Raw genomic sequence first — 19,531 nt, forward strand, 5'->3', positions numbered from 1 at the left:
TGCTAGCGCCGGTCCCTGGCGCTGGTGTCCTCGTCGTCCTCCAGGTCCACCAGCGGGACGGTTTCAACGTGGTCGACATCGATATCGCTGCCGTCCTGTTCCACCGAATCGCGCCCCACTGCGGCGCGTTCGCCGGTTCCGCGCGAATCGGTGTCGCTGTCCAGGTCCGCGTCGCCCAGCTCCTGGGCGGCGGTGCCGCCCTTCACATCGCTGCCGGAGTCCGAACTGTCGCTCGGCCCCAGCGCGCCGGTGCCGTGGCCGCGTCCCAGTTTGCGGTCTGGTGCAGTGGGGAAATTATCGGGATCGAGAGTGCTGCTGCCTGACATGATTGCCTCCATAAGCCGGATTGCGTATGCATCGACTGTAGCAAAGCAGCAGCAAGAGCGGCGCGCCTCACGGCATGGCGCGCATTCCCTGCTCAGCCATGGGCGCATCGCGCAGCACCGCCGCAATGTGCTCAACCGCCAGCAACGTCAGCATCTGCCCGTCCGCATCGGCCGATTTGACGATGGAGGCCAGCACCGGCGTGATGCCCACGAACACATGGTTGACCGGCGCGATATCGGCCACCGGCACCACCGGAATGCCGCCCAGCCGTTCCACCAGCACGCCGAAGCGCTGGCCGTTCGCATCGGCCAGCACCACGGTCAGCATGCCGTCGCGCGGCGCGCCGCCGGCCACGCCAAGCGCTTGCTGCAAATCGTAGATCAGCATGGTGGCGCCCTGGTAGATGGTGGCGCCGCACACCACGGGCGACGCGTTCGGCAACTGCACGCAGCCGCCGAACGGAATGGCTTCCACCACCGACGACACGGCCACACCCAGCAGGTAGTTCCCGACGTGGAAACTGGCGATCTCCAGGCGCTCCGCGTCGTCCCCGGCCGGTGAAGTTGGCTGCGACTGAGGCTGCGACTGCGGCGGCTGCGGTTGCGCCGAGGCCGGCGCGGCCCCGTGGCCCACCTCCTCCGCGCGCTCGGGCCAGGCGCCCAGCGGCACGCACACCAGCGCCAGCGCGGTTTGCCCCGCCGCGCCGGCGCTGCCCCGGTACTCGCGGTAACCGCTGGACGCCCGCGCGCCGACCGCCATCACCTGGCCGTCCAGCAGCACCAGCCGCGCAACGCCTGCCGGGGCGGCGGCCGCTTCGGCTAGCAGATCCGCCGGCAGCGCGATGCGCCCGCCCGGTTGCCAGCGCGCGTCGCTGGAAGCGATCACGCCGCCGGCTGCATCGACGAACAGCGCGCAGGCATGCGCCACTTGCGGCGGGCGCGCCGCTTCCAGTATCGCCGCCAGCTGCGGCGCACTGTCGAACACCACGGCGATGCCGCCCACCAGGCGGGCATTGGCGGCCTCGCCGGCCTGCAGCGCGGTCGCATAGATCCAGGTCGGCCGCGCGCCGTACAACTCGTCCGCCACGAATTCCGACACCACGTAACGCTCCGGGTCGCGCAGCGACAGGGCCTGCTGCCGCCACGGCGCATCCAGCCGCCGCCCCAGCCAGTGCGCCGCATGCGGGCGCGACACCGCCACCACCACGCCCTGCGCGTCGAACAGCAGCAGGCTGTCGTACACCGTGTACAGATCGTTGATGGCGCGCAGGCGCGCCGACATCGCTTCCTGCTGGCCGTCCGGCTGCGCCAGCAGGCCGCACAGCAGCGGGTCCAGCGCCCACCAGCGGCAGTCATTGGCGCGCTCATACAGGTTGCGGTCCAGGATGTCGATCGCCAGCGCCGCGTGGAAGCGGCAGTCGTCCAGGTGCGCGGCCACCGCCATCGCCTGCAGCTTGCCGATCGAGCGCGTGAACACCTCCTTCATGCGGGTGCCGGTGCGCACGATCTCCTCCAGCAGCACGCGCGAAAACGCCGGGTTCAGCGCGGCCTGGCGCGACTGGCCCTGCCGGATATTCGCGTTCCACACCGATCGGCTCAACTCGCGCTGGATCGCCTCCGCCTGCGGCGGAATGCGCTGCAGTTCGGCCGGAAAGGCCGAACCGTCCGCCAGCACCGCGCCCAGCAAGGCGTCGCCGGCCGGGGCGCCATGGCCGGCGTCATGGCCAGCCCCATCCCCGTCACCGTCCTCCTCTTCCTCGAACGCCGCATCCAGCGGCACCAGCACCAGCGCGCTCCATCCCGGTCCCGTATAGCCCTGGAAGCCCTGCGGCAGCCGCCGCGACGCCAGGTATTTTCGGCCCGCGAAGCGCAGCAGATGCCCGTCGCCCGGCGCCACGTCGATCACTGCGCCCGGCGCCACCTGGCTGGCGTCGCTGCTGGCGATCACCACGCCCGCCTCGTCGAGCAGCGTGATCACGCTCCAGTCGCCGCGCCGCTGCAGGCTGGCGAAGATGCGCTTCACCTCGTTCTCGAAATCGAAGCACAGGAACAAGGCGCCCAGCACCGCGCCGTTCCCGTCCTGCACGCGCACCGCATAGAACAGGTTACGCGACTCGCCCGGAAACAGGTCGCTGCGCACCGCCGCCTCGGTGTACGGCGCGCCGCTCTCCAGCACCTGCCGCAGCAGCAGGTCGCGCGACACGGCCACCTCCGGCTGCCCGGTCAGCCGCGCCAGCACCTCGCCCGACGGCGACAGCAGGATCACGTCGCGGTACACCGAGTAGCGCGCCGCATAGGCCTGCAAACGCACCACCATGGCCGCGCGCTCAGCTTTGGTGCGCTCGCCGGCCGCAGCGAACGCGCGCAGTGCGTCGTCCAGCGCCAGAAAGCCGATGTCCGCTGTGCGCTCGTAGAGATTGCGCACCAGCACGTCGATCGCCACCTGCGACGGCGCGCACAGTTCCCGCACCCGCTTCTCCAGCGTGGTGCGGGCCAGGTTGTCCAGCAGGTTGGCGCTCAGGGCGGCGAAGGCGGCCTTGGTGCCGCCCATTTCAGTGGTGGTGCCGGACAACTGGCCCAGCAAATTCAATACATCCCAGACCGATTCCAGGGATTTCAAAGTTTCACGGTTCTCCGTGACGTGCAGCATATAAGGCTGCAGGGTACGGAGTTGATGACTGACCGCACTTGTGGTTAGGCGCATATCGTTGATTTTCCGAATAAGAAGACCCGCCCTTCATGCAATTTTCGTTCCACTGATAAACATTGTTGTCGGACGTTCCCGCATCCGGACAGTGCAAAACCCTGGGGATTCTACTTATTTCATAAATGTATTATTCAGTGATATACTTATTTCACCTCATCAGGAGAACCATCATGAACACCCTCATCAAGACCGCCATTGCAGTCCTCGCCCTTGCCGCCGGCGCCGCCTCGGCCCAAACCGCCGCACCGGCTCCAACTTCTGCGCCCGCCCCGGACACGAAGCAGTCCCAGCCCAACACCGGCCGTACCCGTGCCGAAGTCATCGCCGAAGTGATCGAAGCGCGCAAGAACGGCACCCTGATCGAGAGCGAGGCCGACATGGACGTCGCCCAGACGCGGAAGCACATCGCCAAGTAAGCCTGGACCGAGCCCGCCGATGACCTTCCCGCGCCGCTTCCCCCCGCTGGCTCTGACCCTGGCCTTGAGCCTGGCCGGCTGCGCCGGCGTGGGCAAGGTCGCGCCGCCGCAAGCGCGCAAGCTGGACCCGCTACAGCTGGACGCAGGCGCCGCCATCAGGGCCGCCGCCGAAGGCCAGGCGGCGCAGGCGGCCTGGCCGAAGCAGGCGTGGTGGCAGGCGCTGAACGACCCGCAGCTGGACCGCCTGGTGGCGCGCGCGCTGGAGGGCAACCCCAGCCTGAAGGCCAGCCAGGCGCGCGTGCGCCAGGCGCAGGCACTGGCCGGCGCGGCCGAAGCGGCCGGCCTGCCGCGCGTGGACGGCAGCGCCGTCATCGACCGCGAACGGTATTCCGCGCACAGCACCGTGCCGGCGCCGCTGGCCGGCAACTACGCCACCAAGAGCACCGCCAGCATCACCGCGTCCTACGACCTGGACCTGTGGGGCCGCAACCGCGGCGCCCTGGCCGCCGCGCTGCACGACGCGCAGATGGCCGCCGCCGAAGCGCAAATGGTGAAGCTGGCACTGCAGACGGCCGTGGTGCACAGCTATATCCGGCTGGCCGGCGCCTGGGCCATGCAGGACGCGGTAGCGGCCAGCCTGGAACAGCGCCGGCAGATCCTGGAGCTGACCAGGCGCCGCCGCAACGCCGGCCTGGCCAGCGACATCGACGTGGCCGCCATAGAGACAACGCTGCCGGCCGGGTGGCGCGAGCAGGAACAGGCGGCCGAATCCGTCGCCCTGCTGCGCAACCAGCTGGCGGCCCTGATCGGCCAGGGACCGGGCGATGGCGACACCATCGCCCGGCCAGTGCTGAAACTGGACAGCGGCGGCGCGGACGCGCTGCTGCCGAGCGCCCTGCCCGCCGAGCTGGTGGCGCGCCGGCCCGACTTGGCGGCCCAGCGCTGGCGCGTGGAAGCGGCGGCCAAACGCATCGGCGTGGCGCGCGCGGACTTCTACCCGAACATCAACCTGGTGGCCTTCGCCGGCTTCCAGGCGCTGGGCTTCAGCCGCCTGCTGGATGCGCAGTCGGCCACGCGCGGCGTGGCGCCCGCCATCGGCCTGCCGATCTTCGAGGGCGGCCGCCTGCGCGCCCGGCTGGGCAGCAGCCACGCGCTGTACGACATGGCCGTGCAACAGTACAACGCCACGCTGGTGCAGGCGCTGGCCGACGTGGCCAACGCGGTCACGCAGGCGCGTTCGGCGGACCAGCAGCGCCAGCTGGCCGACAAAGCGCTGGCCTCGGCCGGCAAGGCGCACGCGCTGGCCGACCGCGCCTTCCGCGCCGGCATGACCGATGGGTTGAGCGTATTGCAGGCGCGCCTCACCCTGCTGGCCGAACAGCAGCAGATGGTGCAGGTGCAAAGCAATCGTCTTGATAGCTATGCGGCGCTGATGGCGGCGCTGGGAGGAGGAATTAAACAAGATTTGCCCTGATACAACGATAGTACAATCAAGGCTTTCGTACAGGGAGAGGAGAGCGCAATGAGCAGTTTCGACGCGACCAACAAGCGCCTTAAAAACATCCACGCGCGCATACCGGAATTTCCGGAGGAGATGATGCGCCTGATGCGGCTGACGTACCACGTGCAAAAGCGCATGAAGGACTTGTCCAACGCGGCGCTGCGCAAATACGACCTGGTGGACGCCAGCTACATGGTGCTGGCCGTGCTGTACGGTTCGGACGACGAAACCTCGACCGCCTCCACGCTGGGCGAGGCCTGCATGGAAAAGCCGGCCAACCTCACGCGCGTGTGCAACGACCTGGAAACGCAAGGCCTGATTTCACGCGGCAACCGCCCCGGCGACCGCCGCTGCGTGATGATTTCGCTCACCGACAGCGGCCGCAAGCTGATTGAACAAGTCATGCCCGAAGTCTGGGCCCGCACCACCCGCGCCTACGACGGCTACAGCGCGGAAGACCGCAAGCTTTTGGAGCAGCTGTTCAAGCGACAGCTGGATAACTTGGAGAACGTCAGTTGACCTGACCTGAAAACATGACCCCGGACCGAGCCACCAGCAAGATCAAACACAACATGGCGCGGCTGACCGGGGGCTGGGCCGCCAGCGAGGGCGAACGCTGGCTGTTCGTCGCCAAGACCCTGCTGGCGGCGTTCACCGCGCTGTGGCTGGCTTTCCGTCTCGGCCTCGATTCGCCCACCACGGCGATGACCACCACCTTCATCCTGGCCCTGCCCAGCAGCGGCATGGTGCTGGAAAAAGCCTTTTACCGCCTGCTCGGCACCCTGGTCGGCTGCGCCAGCGCGCTGCTGCTGGTGGCGGCCTTCCCGCAGCAGGCGCCGCTGATGTTCACCGGCCTGGCGCTGTGGATCGCGGCCTGCACCTGCGGCGCGGCCATGTACCGCAACCAGCAATCCTACAGCTTCGTACTGGCCGGCTACACCGCCGCCATGATCGCCATTCCCGCGCTGGAGCACCCGGCGGGCGCTTTTGCGCTGGCCGTCACGCGCGTGGTGGAAGTGAGCCTAGGCGTGATCTGCGCCACCGTCGTGCACGACGCGCTGCTGCCGCGCCACCAGAGCGCGCAAGTGATGCGCACCGTGCAGGCGCGCTACCTGCGCTTCCTCGGCTTCTGCAGCGACGTGCTGGAACACAAGGCGCCGCCGGCCGAAACCGAGCTGGCGCATTTGCGCTTCGCCGCCGACATCGCGGCGCTCGAATCCGGCCGCGCCGCCGCCTTCTTCGAAGCGGCCCATGCGCGCGCCCACACGCGCCAGCTGCACGCCTTCAACAGCGCCTTCATGGCCGCGCTGACCACCTTCTACACGCTGCACCGCCTGGCCCACCGGCTGCGCCAGGATGCCGCCTCGCCCGTGCCGGCGCTGATCGAACCTCTGCTGGCCCAGCTGGCGGCAGCCCTGCAGGGCGCAACGCCGGACGGCGTGCAAACCGCCCTGGCCGCCGCCACCGCCGCTGCCCGCGCCACGGCGCCCGCCGGCGGCAAGCCCGCCTCGCCGCACCGCATCGACTTTGAAACCGCGATCGAACTGCTGGAGCGCTTTGCGCGCCAGTTCGGCGAGTTCGCCGCTGTCTACCACAGCCTGGCGCAGCGCAAGCGCATGCCGGTGAGCGATCCGCAGACCTATGCGCCGAAGACGCCGCCCGCCATCGTGCTGGCCAGCGGCTTCCGCGCCGCCGCCGCACTGCTGACCGTGGCCGGCGTGTGGTACTGGATGGCCTGGCCCTACGCCATCAACGCGGTGCTGATGACCGCCATCTTCTGCGCGCTGGCCTCATCCTCGCCGCGCCCCACGGCCATGATCAAGCAGGTGATGACCGGTTTCCTGATCGCCTGGCCGCTATCCTTCCTGACCGAGTTCTTCCTCGTCATGCCGGCCGGCGGCTACCCGATGCTGGTGCTGGCCGCCGCGCCGCTGTTCGCCGCCGGCGCCTATCTGATCACCGATCCCAGGCGCGCCGGCGTCGGCATCGGCATGACCCTGTTCAGCGCGCAGGTGATCGCGCCGCTGAACCTGGCGCACTACGACGTGGCCGCCTTCCTCAACACCACGCTGGCCATGCCGCTGGGCGTGGCGCTGGCCTGGGCCATTTTCGCCTTGGTGCTGCCGGAGCACACCATGGGCCACAAGGATCACGTGGCCGCCGCGCTGTGGCGCGAAGCGCTGGCCACCTGCACGGCGCCGTTGCGCTCCAAGCTGCCGCCGCTGCCATGGCGTCCCGGCCTCCCGCGCCTGGCTGCCGTGCGCCACCGCTTCGACAACCGCGTGCGCGACCTGCTCAGCCAATTGAATGCCGCAGCCGGCCCCACACCCGGCGAGGATGCGCGCGCCGTGGTTCGCCAGGGCCTGACCCTGCTGGAACTGGGGCACTCGGCGCTGGCATTGCGCGCACTCATCGCCGAAGCCGGCCGCAGCGAGGCCCGCAGCGCATTGCAGGACTGCGTGTCCGCGCTGGCGGCCTACTTCAAGGCGCCCACGCAGGAGCGCTGCGCCACCGCACTCGGCGCGGTGCTGCGCGCCGGCGCCGCCGTGCGAACCGCGCTGCCGGATGCGGCGCCCGACCGGACCGTCCGCCTGCGCACCGCACTGGCCGACCTGCATTCCATCTACACCTGCCTGCTGGACCAGCTTCCCCAAACCAGCGCCAGCATTGACACCAGCGCCGGAGCCCGCCATGCCTCGTGAACTCGCCGTCTTCGGCATCCTGATCCCCACCCTGCTGCCCATTTTCCTGGCCAGCCTGCTTCTGCAAGGCGCGCTGGACTGGGTGCTGGGCCATGCTGGCCTGTACCGCCGCGCCTGGCATCCGGCGTTGGTGCGCCTGTGCCTGCTGGTTTGCATCTTCAGCGCGCTGACGCTGGCCCTTTATTCCTAACCACACCGTTGACCATGACCACCAAGATCTTCCGCTTCTTCATCACCGCCCTGCTGCTCTGCGGCGCCCTGTGGCTGGGCAAATCCGCCTGGGACCGCTACATGGAATCGGCCTGGACGCGCGACGGCCGCATCAAGGCCGATGTGGTCAACATCGGCGCCGACGTGGCCGGCACCGTCACCGAAGTGCTGGTGAAGGACAACCAGCTGGTGCGGCAAGGCGACGTGCTGTTCGTAATCGACAAGGCGCGCTACAGCGCCGCGCTGGCGCAGGCCAACGCGCTGCTGGCCGGCCAGCAGGTCGAGCGCGGCCGCCGCGCCAGCGAAGCCCGGCGCCGCGCCGCGCTGGACGACGCCGTCATCTCCGCCGAGAACCGCGAAAGCGCCGGCTTCGCGGCGGACAGCGCCGGCGCCCAGCTGCGCGCGGTGCAGGCCGCGCGCGAGCTGGCGCAGCTGAACCTGGAGCGCACCGTGGTGCGCGCGCCGGTGTCCGGCTACGTGACCAACCTGAACGTGCACGCGGGCGACTTTGCCGCCGTGGGCGCGGCCAAGCTGGCCATCATCGACAGCGCGTCCTACTACGCGGTGGGGTATTTCGAGGAAACCAAGCTGCCGCTGCTGAAAACCGGCGCGCCGGTGGAACTGAGCCTGATGGGCGGCGGCACGGTGCTGCACGGGCATATCGACAGCATCGCGCGCGGCATCACCGACCGCGACGCCGGCACCGGCCGCGAGCTGCTGGCCGACGTGAGCCCCACCTTCAACTGGGTGCGCCTGGCGCAGCGCGTGCCGGTGCGCATCCGGCTCGACAGTATTCCCAAGGACCTGACGCTGGTGGCCGGCACCACCTGCACGGTCAGCGTCCACGGCTAATAAAAAACCCGCCGAGGCGGGTTTGACTTTACGGCGAAGTGTGCGTGAGCGCGTAGCCCACGTGCTGCCACCAGTGATCGCGGGTGCGCACCGTTTTCATGCACTGCACGTCGGTCTCGCCCTTGAACATGCGGTCTTCGCATTTCTTGGTGGCATAGGCGTTGCGCTGGTTCTCAGCGTTGGCCAGCGCAATCATCAGCCACACCGAAAAGGCGATCACGATCAACAGCAAGCTCCACGCAACATGGTTGACGTGGCTGCGCCAGAACAGCTTGTTCTCATCCGGCGCGGACTCGCGGTACATCGCCATCACTTCTTTTTCGGTATCGCTCATTGTTCGCTTATCGTATTAACCGTATTAACGCGTTATTTCTTGGCGGCCTTGGCTACCAGGTAATCCATCACTTGCAGCGTCGCCTGCTGGGACGCCATCTCCGACTGGCCCGGACGGCCGGCCTGCGAAGGCGACGTGACGAAGCGGCCATCGATCACGATGGTCGGCGCGCTCTCCACCTTGTACGAATTCACCACCTGGGCCGCACGCTTCATTTTAGTCTGCACGGCGAAGGAATTAAAGTATTCCAGGTATTTCGCCTTGTCGATGCCGTTTTTGACCAGGAAATCGGTCATCGCATCGTCCTTGTTCAGGCGGTTGCGGTCGACGTGGATGGCGCGGAAGATCTTGTTGTGCATCTCTTCCAGCTTGCCCATCGCTTCCAGCGTCAGGTAGGCGTGCGCCTGCGCATCGTTCGGGCCGCCGGCGGGGAAATGGATGCGGCGGAAGGCGATCTTGTCGCCCTGCTTCTTCACCCAGTCGGCCATCATCGGCTCGATGGAGTTGCAGTGCGGGCAGGAATACATGAAGAATTCGATCACTTCCACCTTCTTGCCGGTGTCGGTACGCACAGGCGAGGCCAGCGTCGTGTAGTCCACCCCTTCCTTCGGTTCGGCTGCGGAAGCGCCGGCAGCGGTGAACGACAGGGCGGCGGCAGCAATGATCAGGCGCAGAAATCGCATAGTGGTCCTTCTAGAGTAAGAGTGGCAAACGCCGCGAGATTACCATTTTTTCGCGCCCGCCATCAGGCCGGGCGAAAAAAATCCCCGTCCAGCGGGGATTTTAAGCTTCACTTAATTCAGCTTATCGAGGGACGCTTCAGAATTCGTAGCGCGCCGACAACTTCAGCTGGCGGCCGTCCGAGGTGTAAATGCCGCCTTTGCACTGGAACGCCATGCCGTAGTAGTTCTTGTCCGTCAGGTTCAGGCCGGACAGCGCCACTTCCCAGGCGCCGAACTTGCGCGCGTAGCGGGCATCCAGCGTGGTGTAGGACGGGATGCGCGCGGCGCAGCTGTTGTCGAAATCGGAACCGAAACGCTGGCTGTCCACCCACTGCGCGCCGATGTCGGCGGTCTGGCCGTCGGCCGGGGTCCACGACAGGCGCGCGCTCAGCACGTTCTTCGGCACCAGCACCATTTCACGGCCGGCGATGGCGCCTTCGGTGAAAGTGGCTTTCACGCGCTGGTAGTGGCCGCTCAGGGTCCAGTCGCGCGCCAGCTCGGCGCTCGCGTCCAGCTCGAAGCCCTGGCGCTTGGTCGGCGCCAGGTTGGTGTTGGCGCCGAAGCCGAACGCGCCGGCGGTCGGATCGTAGAAGATCTCGTTGCGCAGCTCGTGGCGGAACACGCGCGCCGACAGCTTGCTGCCGCCGTCGGTGTAGGTGGTGCCCAGTTCCAGGTCGTGCGAGGTCTGCGGCTGCAGTACGGTGTCCGGCAGCGGAGTGTAGCCGTTTTCGTCGGCGTTGGCGACGCGGTAGCTGTGGCCGATCTTGGCGTGCAGCGTGGCTTTCGGCGACAGCGCGTAGCTGCCCTGCACGTCCCAGGCGTTCTGGGCCTGGGTGACGTCATAGTTGGCCACCGACCACGGCGACGGGTCGGTGTTGACTTTGTCGAACAGCTCGCGGCGCACGCCGGCGGCCAGGCGGAAGGCTTCCCACTTGACCTCGTCGCGCAGGTACAGCGCCTTCGATTTCTGCGTCGCCTTGGACGGGCTGCCGCCCTTCACGTCGCGGGTCCAGTCGATGAAGTCCACGCCCACCACCGCTTCGTTCAGCAGGCCGCCGAACTGGCTCAGCTTGCGCACGCGCGGCGAGAACTGGGTCTGCTTGCTTTCGTAGTCGACTTGGTAGGTACTGGCGGGGAAGATGTAGGTCGCTTCCAGCTCCTTGCGGCGGTGCGACAGCTCGGCGGCCAGGTCGTAACCCGCCACCTTGGCTTCGATGAACGCGGTGAAGCGGTCGCTGTCGAGCGAGCCGAAGTCCTTCGGCGTGCTGGCCTGGCGCGGGTTGGCGTCGAACTGGGCCTGGGTCAGTGAGCCGGCGAAACGCGAGTCCTGGCGCGTGCTCGACAGGCGTACGCCGGCGCGGCCGTCGGTGAAGGCCAGCTGCGCGCCGGCGTTCACGCTGCGCGATTTGAAATCGTTGTTGTCGCGGTAGTTATCGGTGTCCAGCGCGCCGCCGGACAGGTCGAACGCCCAGTTGCCCGCGCCATGCGTCAGCGCCGCGCGGCCTTCGCGCAGGCCGAACTGGCCCACTTCGCCGAACACGCTGCCATGGGTGCCCGCCGAGCGCGCGCCTGGACGCTTGGTGACGATCTGGATCACGCCGCCGGTGGCGCCGTCGCCGAACAGCACGCTGCTGCCGCCGCGCGTGATCTCGATGCGCTCGACCGAATCCACCGGGATGGTGGACAGGATGGCCGAACTCAGTTCATTCTCGGACAGGCGCACGCCGTCCAGCATCACCACCATGTTCTGGCTGCTGTTGGTGCCGAAGCCGCGCAGGTCCAGCGCGAAGTCCGGGCTGCCGTCCAGGCTCTGGTGGCCCAGCACGCCGCCGATCTTGCGGATGGCCTGGTTCACGTCGCTGGCGCCGGAGCGGCGGATCTCGGCCGCGCTGATGACGGTGGCGCCGATGGGCAGCAGCGACGGGTCGCTGTCGAAACGGGCGCCGGTGACCACTACCGGGGCCAGCACCTGCGCCGGGGTCTGGGCGGCAACCGGGGCGGCGGCGGTGAAGCACAGGGCAATGGCAAGCGCCATCGGTGCCGGCGAACGGCGGGAATTCGAGTTGTTCATTGTGTTCTTTACGCGTAGTGAGCATCCGCCTGCGTCCCCGCAGGGCGGATTCAACGGAAGGCTGTTCGCGCTTCCACCTGTCTGGCCGGTATCCGGGCTGGCAAGACGGGACGGGATCACCTTCCGGCGCAGGCCTTGCCTGCACAGTGGTTGTCGATCCAGCCTGCCGCGCACTCTACAGCGCGGCGCTTGCGTACCGTTGCGGGGGCAGCACACCTTGGCCGCCGCGCTGCCGATGAGCGCTGGCTGCCTTGTGTTTCCCGTTTAACTGCGTCCATGGACATGGGCGCGGGCACCAAAACGCGGCCATTATACTCCTGCCGATCAGGTTGATAACGTTGGCAATTTATTACGGGCTTGGTTTATAGTGGCGGGCATGAACGCACACTCATACCGCAAGCTCGCCGCCGTCGCCGCCGTGGCAGCCGCAGCCACGCTGGCGGCGCTGGCCCTGGCGCAAGTCCAGGTCATCGCCATCCCGGAACCCTACACGGACACCGGCATCCCCTTCGCCCCGGCGCAGGCTGCCGCCGTGACCACGCCCAGCGCGCCGGACGCCTGGGGCGGGCCGCGCACCGGCAGCGAGCCGACGCTGTCGGACCGCGTGGTGGACTACAAGATCGAAGCCACGCTGGACCCGGTCAAGCACACGGTGGACGGCAAGCAGCAGCTCACCTGGCGCAACCGCAGCGCGCACCCTGTGCGCACGGTCTACCTGCACCTCTACCTGAACGCCTTCGAGCACGCCGGCACCACCTTCTTCACCGAACACCGCGCCATGGGCGGCCAGGGCATGTTCAGCACCGACCCCAAGGACGGCGAATGGGGCCACATCGACCTGCGCAGCGTGACGCAGGGCGGCGCCAAGGTGGAGCAATCTTTCGTGCAGCCGGACGGCGGCCCGGCCGGCGACCGCACCGTGGTGCGCCTGGACCTGCCGCAGCCGGTGGAAGCGGGAGCCAGCACCACGCTCGCCATCGACTTCCACAGCCAGCTGCCACGGCTGCTGGCGCGCAGCGGCTACTTCGGCAGCTTCCACCTGGTGGCGCAGTGGTTCCCCAAGATCGGCGTGCTGGAACTGGCGGGCGAACGCGGCGCCACCAAGCCGCGCTGGAACGTGCACGAGTACCACGCCGAGTCCGAGTTCTACGCCGACTTCGGCAGCTTCGACGTGAAGCTCACCGCGCCCAAGGAATACACGGTGGGCGCCACCGGCGAGCTGCAGGGCGCGCCGGTGGAAAAGAACGGCATGCTCACCCACCACTACGTGCAAGGCGACGTGCACGATTTCGCCTGGACCGCAGACAAGCGCTACGCGCCGCCGCTGACCGGCAGCTGGAGCGGCGCGGGCAGCCCGCCCGTCAGCATCAAGGTGCTGTACGCGCCGGAGTTCAAGGCCAGCGCGGCGCCGTCGCTGAAGGCCGCGCAGGACGCGCTCACCTACTACTCAAAGACGCTGGGCCCCTACCCCTACAAGACGCTGACCGTGGTGCTGCCGCCGCATAACGCCGGCGCGGCGGCGGGCATGGAATACCCCACCTTCTACACCGCCGACAGCTTCACCAAGGTGGAGAAAAACTCGCTGGAGGAATTCGACCTGGACCTGGTCAACATCCACGAATTCGGCCACGGCTACTTCTACGGCATCCTCGCTTCCAACGAGTTCGAGGAACCGCTGCTGGACGAAGGCCTGAACGAATACTGGAACATGCGCATGGCGCGCGAGCGCGGGCAGCGGATCCACCCGGCGCCGTGGTGGCTGCGCGCCGTCGGCATCTCGCCGGGCTTCGACGGCTTCCACTATGAACTGGGCGGCGCGGTGCGCGAGAACCCGGCCGATCCGGCGGGCCAGAACGCGTATTCGCGCCTGCAGGGCATCGGCCCGGCCTACAACCGCAGCGCCATCATCTTCCACGACCTGGAGGCGCAGTTGGGCAAGGAAGCCACCGAGCAAGCCTTCAAGGAATACTACAGGCGCTGGCGCTTCCGCCACCCCAGCATCGCCGACTTGCGCGAGACGCTGGCCGAAGCCAGCGGCCAGCGCGCGGTGGTGGAGCGCGTGTTTGCGCAGCAGATCTACCGCACCGGCAAGGTGGATGACCGCGTGCAATCGATCCGCAGCGAGGAAGTGCTGCCGCAGCCGGGCAGCAGCATCGTCAACGGCAAGCGTGTGGCGCTGACGCAGGAGCAGGTGGACCAGCAGATCGACGCCGCGCGCGAAAAATGGGACAAGGCGCACCCGGAAGCCAAGGCCGGTACCGGCCCGTATCCCTTCCTCACCGAGGTCGTGGTGCGCCGGCGCGGCGAGGCCGTACCGCAAACGCTGTTGGTGCGCTTCGCCGACGGCAGCAGCGAAACCGTCAAGTGGGACCCGCAGAACGGCGAACGCTGGCAACGCTTCGTATGGCAAAAGCCGGCCAAGGCCGTGTCGGCCCAGCTGGACCCGGAACGCAAGCACCTGCTGGACACCAACAAGCTCGACGACAGCCGCACGCTGAAGGCCGACGGCGCCGCCTCGCGCCGCTGGACCTTCGACCTGGCCGCGCTCGCGCAAACCATCCTGACCCTGATCGCCGCCATATGAAACTGACCGCAACCTGTTTGCACGCCGCGCGCGCCGCGCTGCAATGGCGCCTGCTGGCGCTGTGGACCATCGCCCTGCTGCTGCCCACGCTGGCGCTCGCGCTGCCGTTCTGGAGCCACTTCAGCGCCTCCTTCGACCACTCCGTGCACGCGGCCGAACTGGCGCAGCGGCTCGACCTGTCCAACATCGCCGACCTGATGAGCGACCCGGCGCGCAACCCGCTGGCCATGAAGCTGGGCGCCGGCACCGCGCTGGTGCTCACGCTGCTGCTCTCGCCGCTGCTGACCGGCGCCGTCGCCACCGCCGCGCGCTTCGAGGGCGTGCCGGGCTGGCGCGAGCTGTTCGCCGGCGCCGTGGCCGAATATCCGCGCATGTTCCGCATGCTGCTGTGGGCCGTGGTGCCGCTGGGCGCCGCGCTCGGCTTCGGCAACACGCTGCAACACATCGCCGGCAGCGGCGCCGACAGCGCCATCACGCCCGATGAAGGGCGATTCCTGCGCGTCCTTGCCGACGCCCTGGCCGCGCTGCTGTTCGCGCTGGCGCTGGCCACGCTGGACGCGGGCCGCGCCGTGCTGGCGGCGGACCGGCGCCGGCGCTCCGCCGTCATCTGCTGGTGGCACGGCCTGCGCCTGCTGGCGTGCCGTCCGGGCGCCATGCTGGGCAGCTATGCGGCCATCAGCATCGCCGGCCTGGCGGCGGTTGCAGCGCTGGGGCTGGCGCGCGTCCACGTGCCCCACGTTGGCACCGCCGGCTTCCTGTTCGCCCTGCTGCTGACGCAAGTGATCGCCGTGCTGCTGGCCTGGATGCGCAGCGCGCGGCTGTTCGCGCTCATCGGCATTATTAACAAATCCTGAACGATCCATCCACAAAAACACGATTGATGAACAAGGCGGGCAAGCCTATAGTCAGTGCATCGAAAACCAGGAGCACGCCATGTCCAACACTGCACTTCCCACCTATTTCCTGTCCCACGGCGGCGGCCCCTGGCCGTGGATGCTCGACCAGTACGGCGGCCGCTACGACGCGCTGAAAGCCTCGCTGGAAGACATCCCGCGCCAGCTCGGCGTGCAGCCCAAGGCCGTGCTGGTGGTGACGGCGCACTGGGAAGCGCGCGAGCCGCTGATCTCGGCCAGCCCCAAGCCGCCCATGATCTACGACTACGGCGGCTTCCCCGACTACACCTACGAAATCCAGTACAGCGCCCCCGGCTCGCCGGAAGTGGCAGCGCGCGTGCAGCAATTGCTGAACGGCGCCGGCATCGCCGCCCACCTCGACCCGCAGCGCGGCTTCGACCACGGCACCTTCTCGGCCATGCAGCCGATCTACCCGGCGGCGGACGTGCCCATCGTGCAGCTATCGCTGAAACAGGGACTGGACCCGGCCGAGCACATCGCCATCGGCCGCGCGCTGGCGCCGCTGCGTGAAGAAGGCGTGCTGATCGTGGGCAGCGGCCTGAGCTACCACAACCTGCGCCAGTTCGGCGCGGCGGGCGCGGCGGCCTCGCACCAGTTCGACGCCTGGCTGCGCGAATCGATGGCGCTGCCGCCGGCCGAACGGGAAGCCCGGCTGCTGGCGTGGGAAAGCGCCCCGGCCGCGCGCGCCGCCCACCCGCGCGAAGAGCACCTGCTGCCGCTGATGGTCGCCCACGGCGCCGCCAGCGGCGAGGCCGCCAGCAGCGTCTACCACGAAGACGCCTTCATGGGCAGCCTCGCCGTCTCCAGCTTCCGCTTTGCCTAAACACAAAATGGGGTCAGGGTTAATTAATTTGGCAATTATTGCCAAATTAATTAACCCTGACCCCATTTTGGTGTAGAGCAACTAAGTGAAGTATCGCGATTGTCAGGTGCCGCGCTTGCCTTTCATGCGCTCGGCTTCCTTGGCGGCGGCTTTGGCGGCGGCGAGTTCGGCTTTCACGCGCTGCTCTTCGGCGAATACGGCCAGCGCGGCTTGGCGGGTGGCGGGCGTTTCGAGCGAGATGCGGCCCAGCGCGCCGGTGCGGTAGTCCTGCAGGAAGATGTGGGCGGCTTTTTCGTAGTCGTAGTCGCCGCCTTTCTGGCGGTAGCCGCGCTTGGCGGCAATCCCCTCCACCACCGCGATGGCGTCCATCTCTTCGATGTTCTTGTAGCCGTAGCGCGCCATCAGCAGATCGGGGTAGCGGCGCAGCATTTCGCCGGCCAGGTATTCGGCCACTTCTTCTTCAATCAGCGCGTTGGAGCCGATGGCGTGGCTGGCGGCCAGCATCAGGCCGTCGCTCGGCATGGCGATCTTGGGCCACAGCATGCCGGGCGTGTCGACCAGCACCGTGTTTTTGTCCAGGTATAGCTTCTGCTGCACCTTCGTCACCGCCGGCTCGTCGCCCACCTTGGCCACGCGCTTTTTCAGCAGCGCGTTCATCAAGGTCGATTTGCCGACGTTGGGGATGCCCATGATCATGATGCGCAGCGGCTTGGTCGGCACGCCGCGGTGCGGCGCCAGCGATTTGGCGATGTCGGGGATGCGCGCCACGTCGCCCGGCTTCTTGGTGGTCATGGCGTACGCGGTCACGCCTTCCTGGCGGTCGTAGTACTCCACCCAGGCGGCGGTGGCGGCGGGGTCGGCCAGGTCGATCTTGTTCAGGATCTTCAGGCAGGGGCGCTGGCGGAACAGGCGCAGTTCTTCCACCATGGGGTTGCAGCTGGCTTCGGGCAGGCGCGCGTCGACCACCTCGATCACCAGATCGGTGTTCTCCATCTGCTCGGCCGCCTTTTTCTTGGCGGCGTTCATGTGCCCCGGATACCATTGAATTGCCATGCTGTTGCCTTCTGCGCCTAACGTGTAATCCGCTATTTTACCTGTTCCCCCGGCCGGGATATCTGTTTGGTATCCGATTGGTTCCCGTTTACGTCAAGGTCGGCTATCATGGGGCACAAATTCTTATCCATTTTATAAACATTACTATATACATGGAGTCGTGAAACATGACTAAAGCTTCCCCGTCCACGCCCGGCGAAATCACAGCGCGCGGCGTGATCCTGGGTATCCTGATTACGCTGGTGTTCACGGCGGCGCAGGTCTACCTTGGCCTGAAGGTGGGCCTGACTTTTGCCACGTCGATCCCGGCGGCCGTGATCTCGATGGCGCTATTGAGCGCTTTCAAGAACGCCACCATCCAGGAAAACAACATCGTGCAGACCATCGCGTCGGCCGCCGGCACGCTGGCGTCGGTGATTTTCGTGCTGCCAGGCTTGCTGATGATAGGCTGGTGGGCCAACGTGCCGTTCTGGCCAACCTTTGGCGCCTGCGCCATCGGCGGCGTGCTGGGCGTGATGTACACGGTGCCGCTGCGCCGCGCGCTGGTGACCACTTCGGACCTGCCCTACCCTGAAGGCGTGGCCGCCGCCGAAGTGCTGAAAGTGGGCACCTCGTCGCGCGCCGGCGCGCTCGAGGGCAAGGCCGGCCTGATGGCCGTGATCCTGGGCAGCGTGGCCTCCGCGCTGTTCGCCGCCGGCGCCGCCATGAAGATGCTGGCCGGCGAAATGGCGGTCTACTTCCGCGCCGGCAGCGGCGCCACCGGCCTCGGTGCGGCCAGCTCGCTGGCCCTGATCGGCGCCGGCCACCTGATGGGCATCACCGTCGGCATCGCGATGCTGACCGGCCTGGCGATCGCCTGGGGCGTGCTGGTGCCGATCCTGACCGCCGCCCAGCCCATGGCCGACCTGTCGGCCGCCGACTGGGCGCTGAAGGTGTGGAAAACCGACGTGCGCATGATCGGCGCGGGCGCCATCGGCGCAGCCGCCATCGTGACCCTGGCCGGCCTGGCCAAGCCGGTCATCAGCGGCCTGAAATCGGCCATGGAAGCATCGCGCCAGTCCAAGCTGAATGGCGGCGCGCTGCCGCGCACCGAGCAGGATCTGCCGATCTTCGTGGTCGGCCTGGTGAGCCTGATCGCCATGGTGCCGGCCGGCTGGCTGCTGGCCACCTTCCTGCAAGGCGGCGTGCTGCAAAGCGTGGCCCCGGCCCTGATCGCCGTCGGCGTGGGCTACATCCTGATCGCCGGCATCTTCGCCGCCGCCGTCTGCGGCTACATGGCGGGCCTGATCGGTTCCTCGAACTCGCCGGTATCCGGCATCGCCATCCTGACCGTGCTGGGCGCGGCCCTGTCGGTGGGTGCGGTCGGCAAACACATCATGGGCCCGGAAGTGGCGCACGCGCTGATCGCCTACGCGCTGTTCGTCACCACCGTGGTGCTGGCCGTGGCAGTGATCGGCAACGACAATCTGCAGGATCTGAAAACCGGCCAGCTGGTCGACGCCACCCCGTGGAAGCAGCAGGTCGCCCTGCTGATCGGCGTGTTCGCCGGTTCCTGCGTGGTGCCGCCGGTGCTGGAACTGCTGAACCGCGCCAACGGCTTTGCCGGCGCGCCCAATCTGCAGGCCATTTCCTCGCAGCCGCTGGCCGCGCCGCAGGCCACGCTGATTTCCACGCTGGCCAAAGGCGTCATCGGCGGCAACCTGCCGTGGCACCTGATCGGCTGGGGCGCCGCCCTGGGCCTGGGCCTGGTGGTGCTCAATTTCGCGATCAAGAAGGCCAGCCACAACAAGTACAGCCTGCCGCCGCTGGGCGTGGGCCTGGCGATCTACCTGCCTAGCGTGGTGACCGCGCCGGTGGTGGTGGGCGCCTTCACCGGCTACCTGTTCGAACGCGCCGTGCATCATCAGACCTGGGGCGAGGTGGCCAAGCGCCTGGGCGTGCTGGTCATGTCCGGCTTCATCGTCGGCGAGAGCCTGTTCAACGTGGCGCTGGCCGGCCTGATCGTGCTGTCCGGCGAAGGCGAGCCGCTGGCGATCGCCACCTCGCTGGGCGAGCATGCCGCCATGGTGGTCTCGCTGGTGGTGGGTGCGGCCGTGGTCACGGCCTTGTACCGCTGGTCCAGCAGCAACGCCAAGCGCGTCTCCGTGTAAGCGCACTGCCCCGGGCCTGACGGCCCCTCCTCTCAACCGGCCGCCGTGTCCCTCCGACACGGCGGCCGGTTTGCTTGTGGAGCGCGGCGGTGTTAATGTAGCCATGGAACGTAGCCATGGAAGATAGCCATGGAAGATAGCCATGGGCCGTATCCCTGCCTGAACT

At 67.7% G+C, this 19,531-nt stretch carries 16 protein-coding genes and 1 riboswitch; of the genes, 10 read left to right on the forward strand and 6 right to left on the reverse strand.

Features of this window, described 5'->3' with window-relative positions; genetic code table 11:
- Nucleotides 1-2: 2 nt before the first annotated feature.
- A complete protein-coding gene (locus AC56DV_RS23095; RefSeq protein WP_496316568.1) occupies nt 3-326 on the reverse strand; it encodes a hypothetical protein in 324 nt (107 codons plus the stop codon).
- Between the two features lie 67 nt (nt 327-393).
- A complete protein-coding gene (locus tag AC56DV_RS23100) occupies nt 394-2,946 on the reverse strand; it encodes a chemotaxis protein CheW (protein ID WP_496316569.1) in 2,553 nt (850 codons plus the stop codon).
- Nucleotides 2,947-3,203: 257 nt separating this feature from the next.
- Here AC56DV_RS23100 and AC56DV_RS23105 point away from each other — a divergent pair, with 257 nt between their 5' ends.
- From AC56DV_RS23105 to AC56DV_RS23130, 6 genes are read left to right on the forward strand one after another with little or no spacing between them, the layout of a single operon-like run.
- Complete coding sequence (locus tag AC56DV_RS23105) at nt 3,204-3,449, forward strand: DUF4148 domain-containing protein (RefSeq protein ID WP_496316570.1); 246 nt, start codon at nt 3,204-3,206, stop codon at nt 3,447-3,449.
- Nucleotides 3,450-3,468: 19 nt separating this feature from the next.
- Nucleotides 3,469-4,923 (forward strand): efflux transporter outer membrane subunit, encoded by a 1,455-nt coding sequence (locus AC56DV_RS23110; protein ID WP_496316571.1) that lies wholly within the window; start codon nt 3,469-3,471, stop codon nt 4,921-4,923.
- Between the two features lie 48 nt (nt 4,924-4,971).
- A complete protein-coding gene (locus AC56DV_RS23115; RefSeq protein WP_496316572.1) occupies nt 4,972-5,469 on the forward strand; it encodes a MarR family winged helix-turn-helix transcriptional regulator in 498 nt (165 codons plus the stop codon).
- A gap of 14 nt (nt 5,470-5,483) precedes the next feature.
- Complete coding sequence (locus tag AC56DV_RS23120) at nt 5,484-7,652, forward strand: FUSC family protein (protein ID WP_496316573.1); 2,169 nt, start codon at nt 5,484-5,486, stop codon at nt 7,650-7,652.
- Entirely contained in the window at nt 7,642-7,842 is a 201-nt protein-coding gene (locus AC56DV_RS23125; protein ID WP_496316574.1) for a DUF1656 domain-containing protein, read from the forward strand. The genes AC56DV_RS23120 and AC56DV_RS23125 overlap by 11 nt, the downstream gene beginning before the upstream one ends.
- Nucleotides 7,843-7,856: 14 nt before the next feature.
- A complete protein-coding gene (locus AC56DV_RS23130) occupies nt 7,857-8,714 on the forward strand; it encodes an efflux RND transporter periplasmic adaptor subunit (protein ID WP_496316575.1) in 858 nt (285 codons plus the stop codon).
- A 28-nt stretch (nt 8,715-8,742) separates the two neighbouring features.
- Here AC56DV_RS23130 and AC56DV_RS23135 read toward each other — a convergent pair whose 3' ends face one another.
- The 3 genes from AC56DV_RS23135 to AC56DV_RS23145 form a co-directional block, all read right to left on the reverse strand.
- Nucleotides 8,743-9,048, reverse strand: a complete 306-nt coding sequence (locus AC56DV_RS23135; RefSeq protein ID WP_496316576.1) for a hypothetical protein — start codon at nt 9,046-9,048, stop codon at nt 8,743-8,745.
- 32 nt (nt 9,049-9,080) lie between these two features.
- Nucleotides 9,081-9,731 carry a thiol:disulfide interchange protein DsbA/DsbL gene (locus AC56DV_RS23140; RefSeq protein WP_496316577.1) on the reverse strand — a complete coding sequence of 217 codons (651 nt, stop codon included), beginning with the start codon at nt 9,729-9,731 and terminating at the stop codon, nt 9,081-9,083.
- A 136-nt stretch (nt 9,732-9,867) separates the two neighbouring features.
- Nucleotides 9,868-11,841 (reverse strand): TonB-dependent receptor, encoded by a 1,974-nt coding sequence (locus AC56DV_RS23145; RefSeq protein ID WP_496316578.1) that lies wholly within the window; start codon nt 11,839-11,841, stop codon nt 9,868-9,870.
- Nucleotides 11,842-11,907: 66 nt separating this feature from the next.
- A riboswitch (cobalamin riboswitch) is annotated at nt 11,908-12,155 on the reverse strand.
- Between the two features lie 62 nt (nt 12,156-12,217).
- Here AC56DV_RS23145 and AC56DV_RS23150 point away from each other — a divergent pair.
- The 3 genes from AC56DV_RS23150 (at nt 12,218) to AC56DV_RS23160 (ending at nt 16,162) form a co-directional block, all read left to right on the forward strand.
- Nucleotides 12,218-14,425, forward strand: a complete 2,208-nt coding sequence (locus AC56DV_RS23150) for a M1 family metallopeptidase (RefSeq protein WP_496316579.1) — start codon at nt 12,218-12,220, stop codon at nt 14,423-14,425.
- A complete protein-coding gene (locus AC56DV_RS23155; protein ID WP_496316580.1) occupies nt 14,422-15,279 on the forward strand; it encodes a hypothetical protein in 858 nt (285 codons plus the stop codon). The genes AC56DV_RS23150 and AC56DV_RS23155 overlap by 4 nt, the downstream gene beginning before the upstream one ends.
- Before the next feature lie 79 nt (nt 15,280-15,358).
- Nucleotides 15,359-16,162, forward strand: coding sequence for a DODA-type extradiol aromatic ring-opening family dioxygenase (locus tag AC56DV_RS23160; RefSeq protein WP_496316581.1), 804 nt, complete (start codon nt 15,359-15,361; stop codon nt 16,160-16,162).
- 102 nt (nt 16,163-16,264) lie between these two features.
- Here the strand turns inward: AC56DV_RS23160 and ylqF are convergent, their stop codons facing one another.
- Complete coding sequence (gene ylqF / locus AC56DV_RS23165) at nt 16,265-17,215, reverse strand: ribosome biogenesis GTPase YlqF (protein ID WP_496316582.1); 951 nt, start codon at nt 17,213-17,215, stop codon at nt 16,265-16,267.
- A gap of 167 nt (nt 17,216-17,382) precedes the next feature.
- Here ylqF and AC56DV_RS23170 point away from each other — a divergent pair, with 167 nt between their 5' ends.
- On the forward strand, nt 17,383-19,365 hold the full coding sequence (locus tag AC56DV_RS23170) for an OPT family oligopeptide transporter (RefSeq protein ID WP_496316583.1): 1,983 nt from the start codon (nt 17,383-17,385) through the stop codon (nt 19,363-19,365).
- Nucleotides 19,366-19,531: the final 166 nt, after the last annotated feature.

The organism is Massilia sp. BGA-UO-ETr-WB1 (assembly GCF_059567845.1).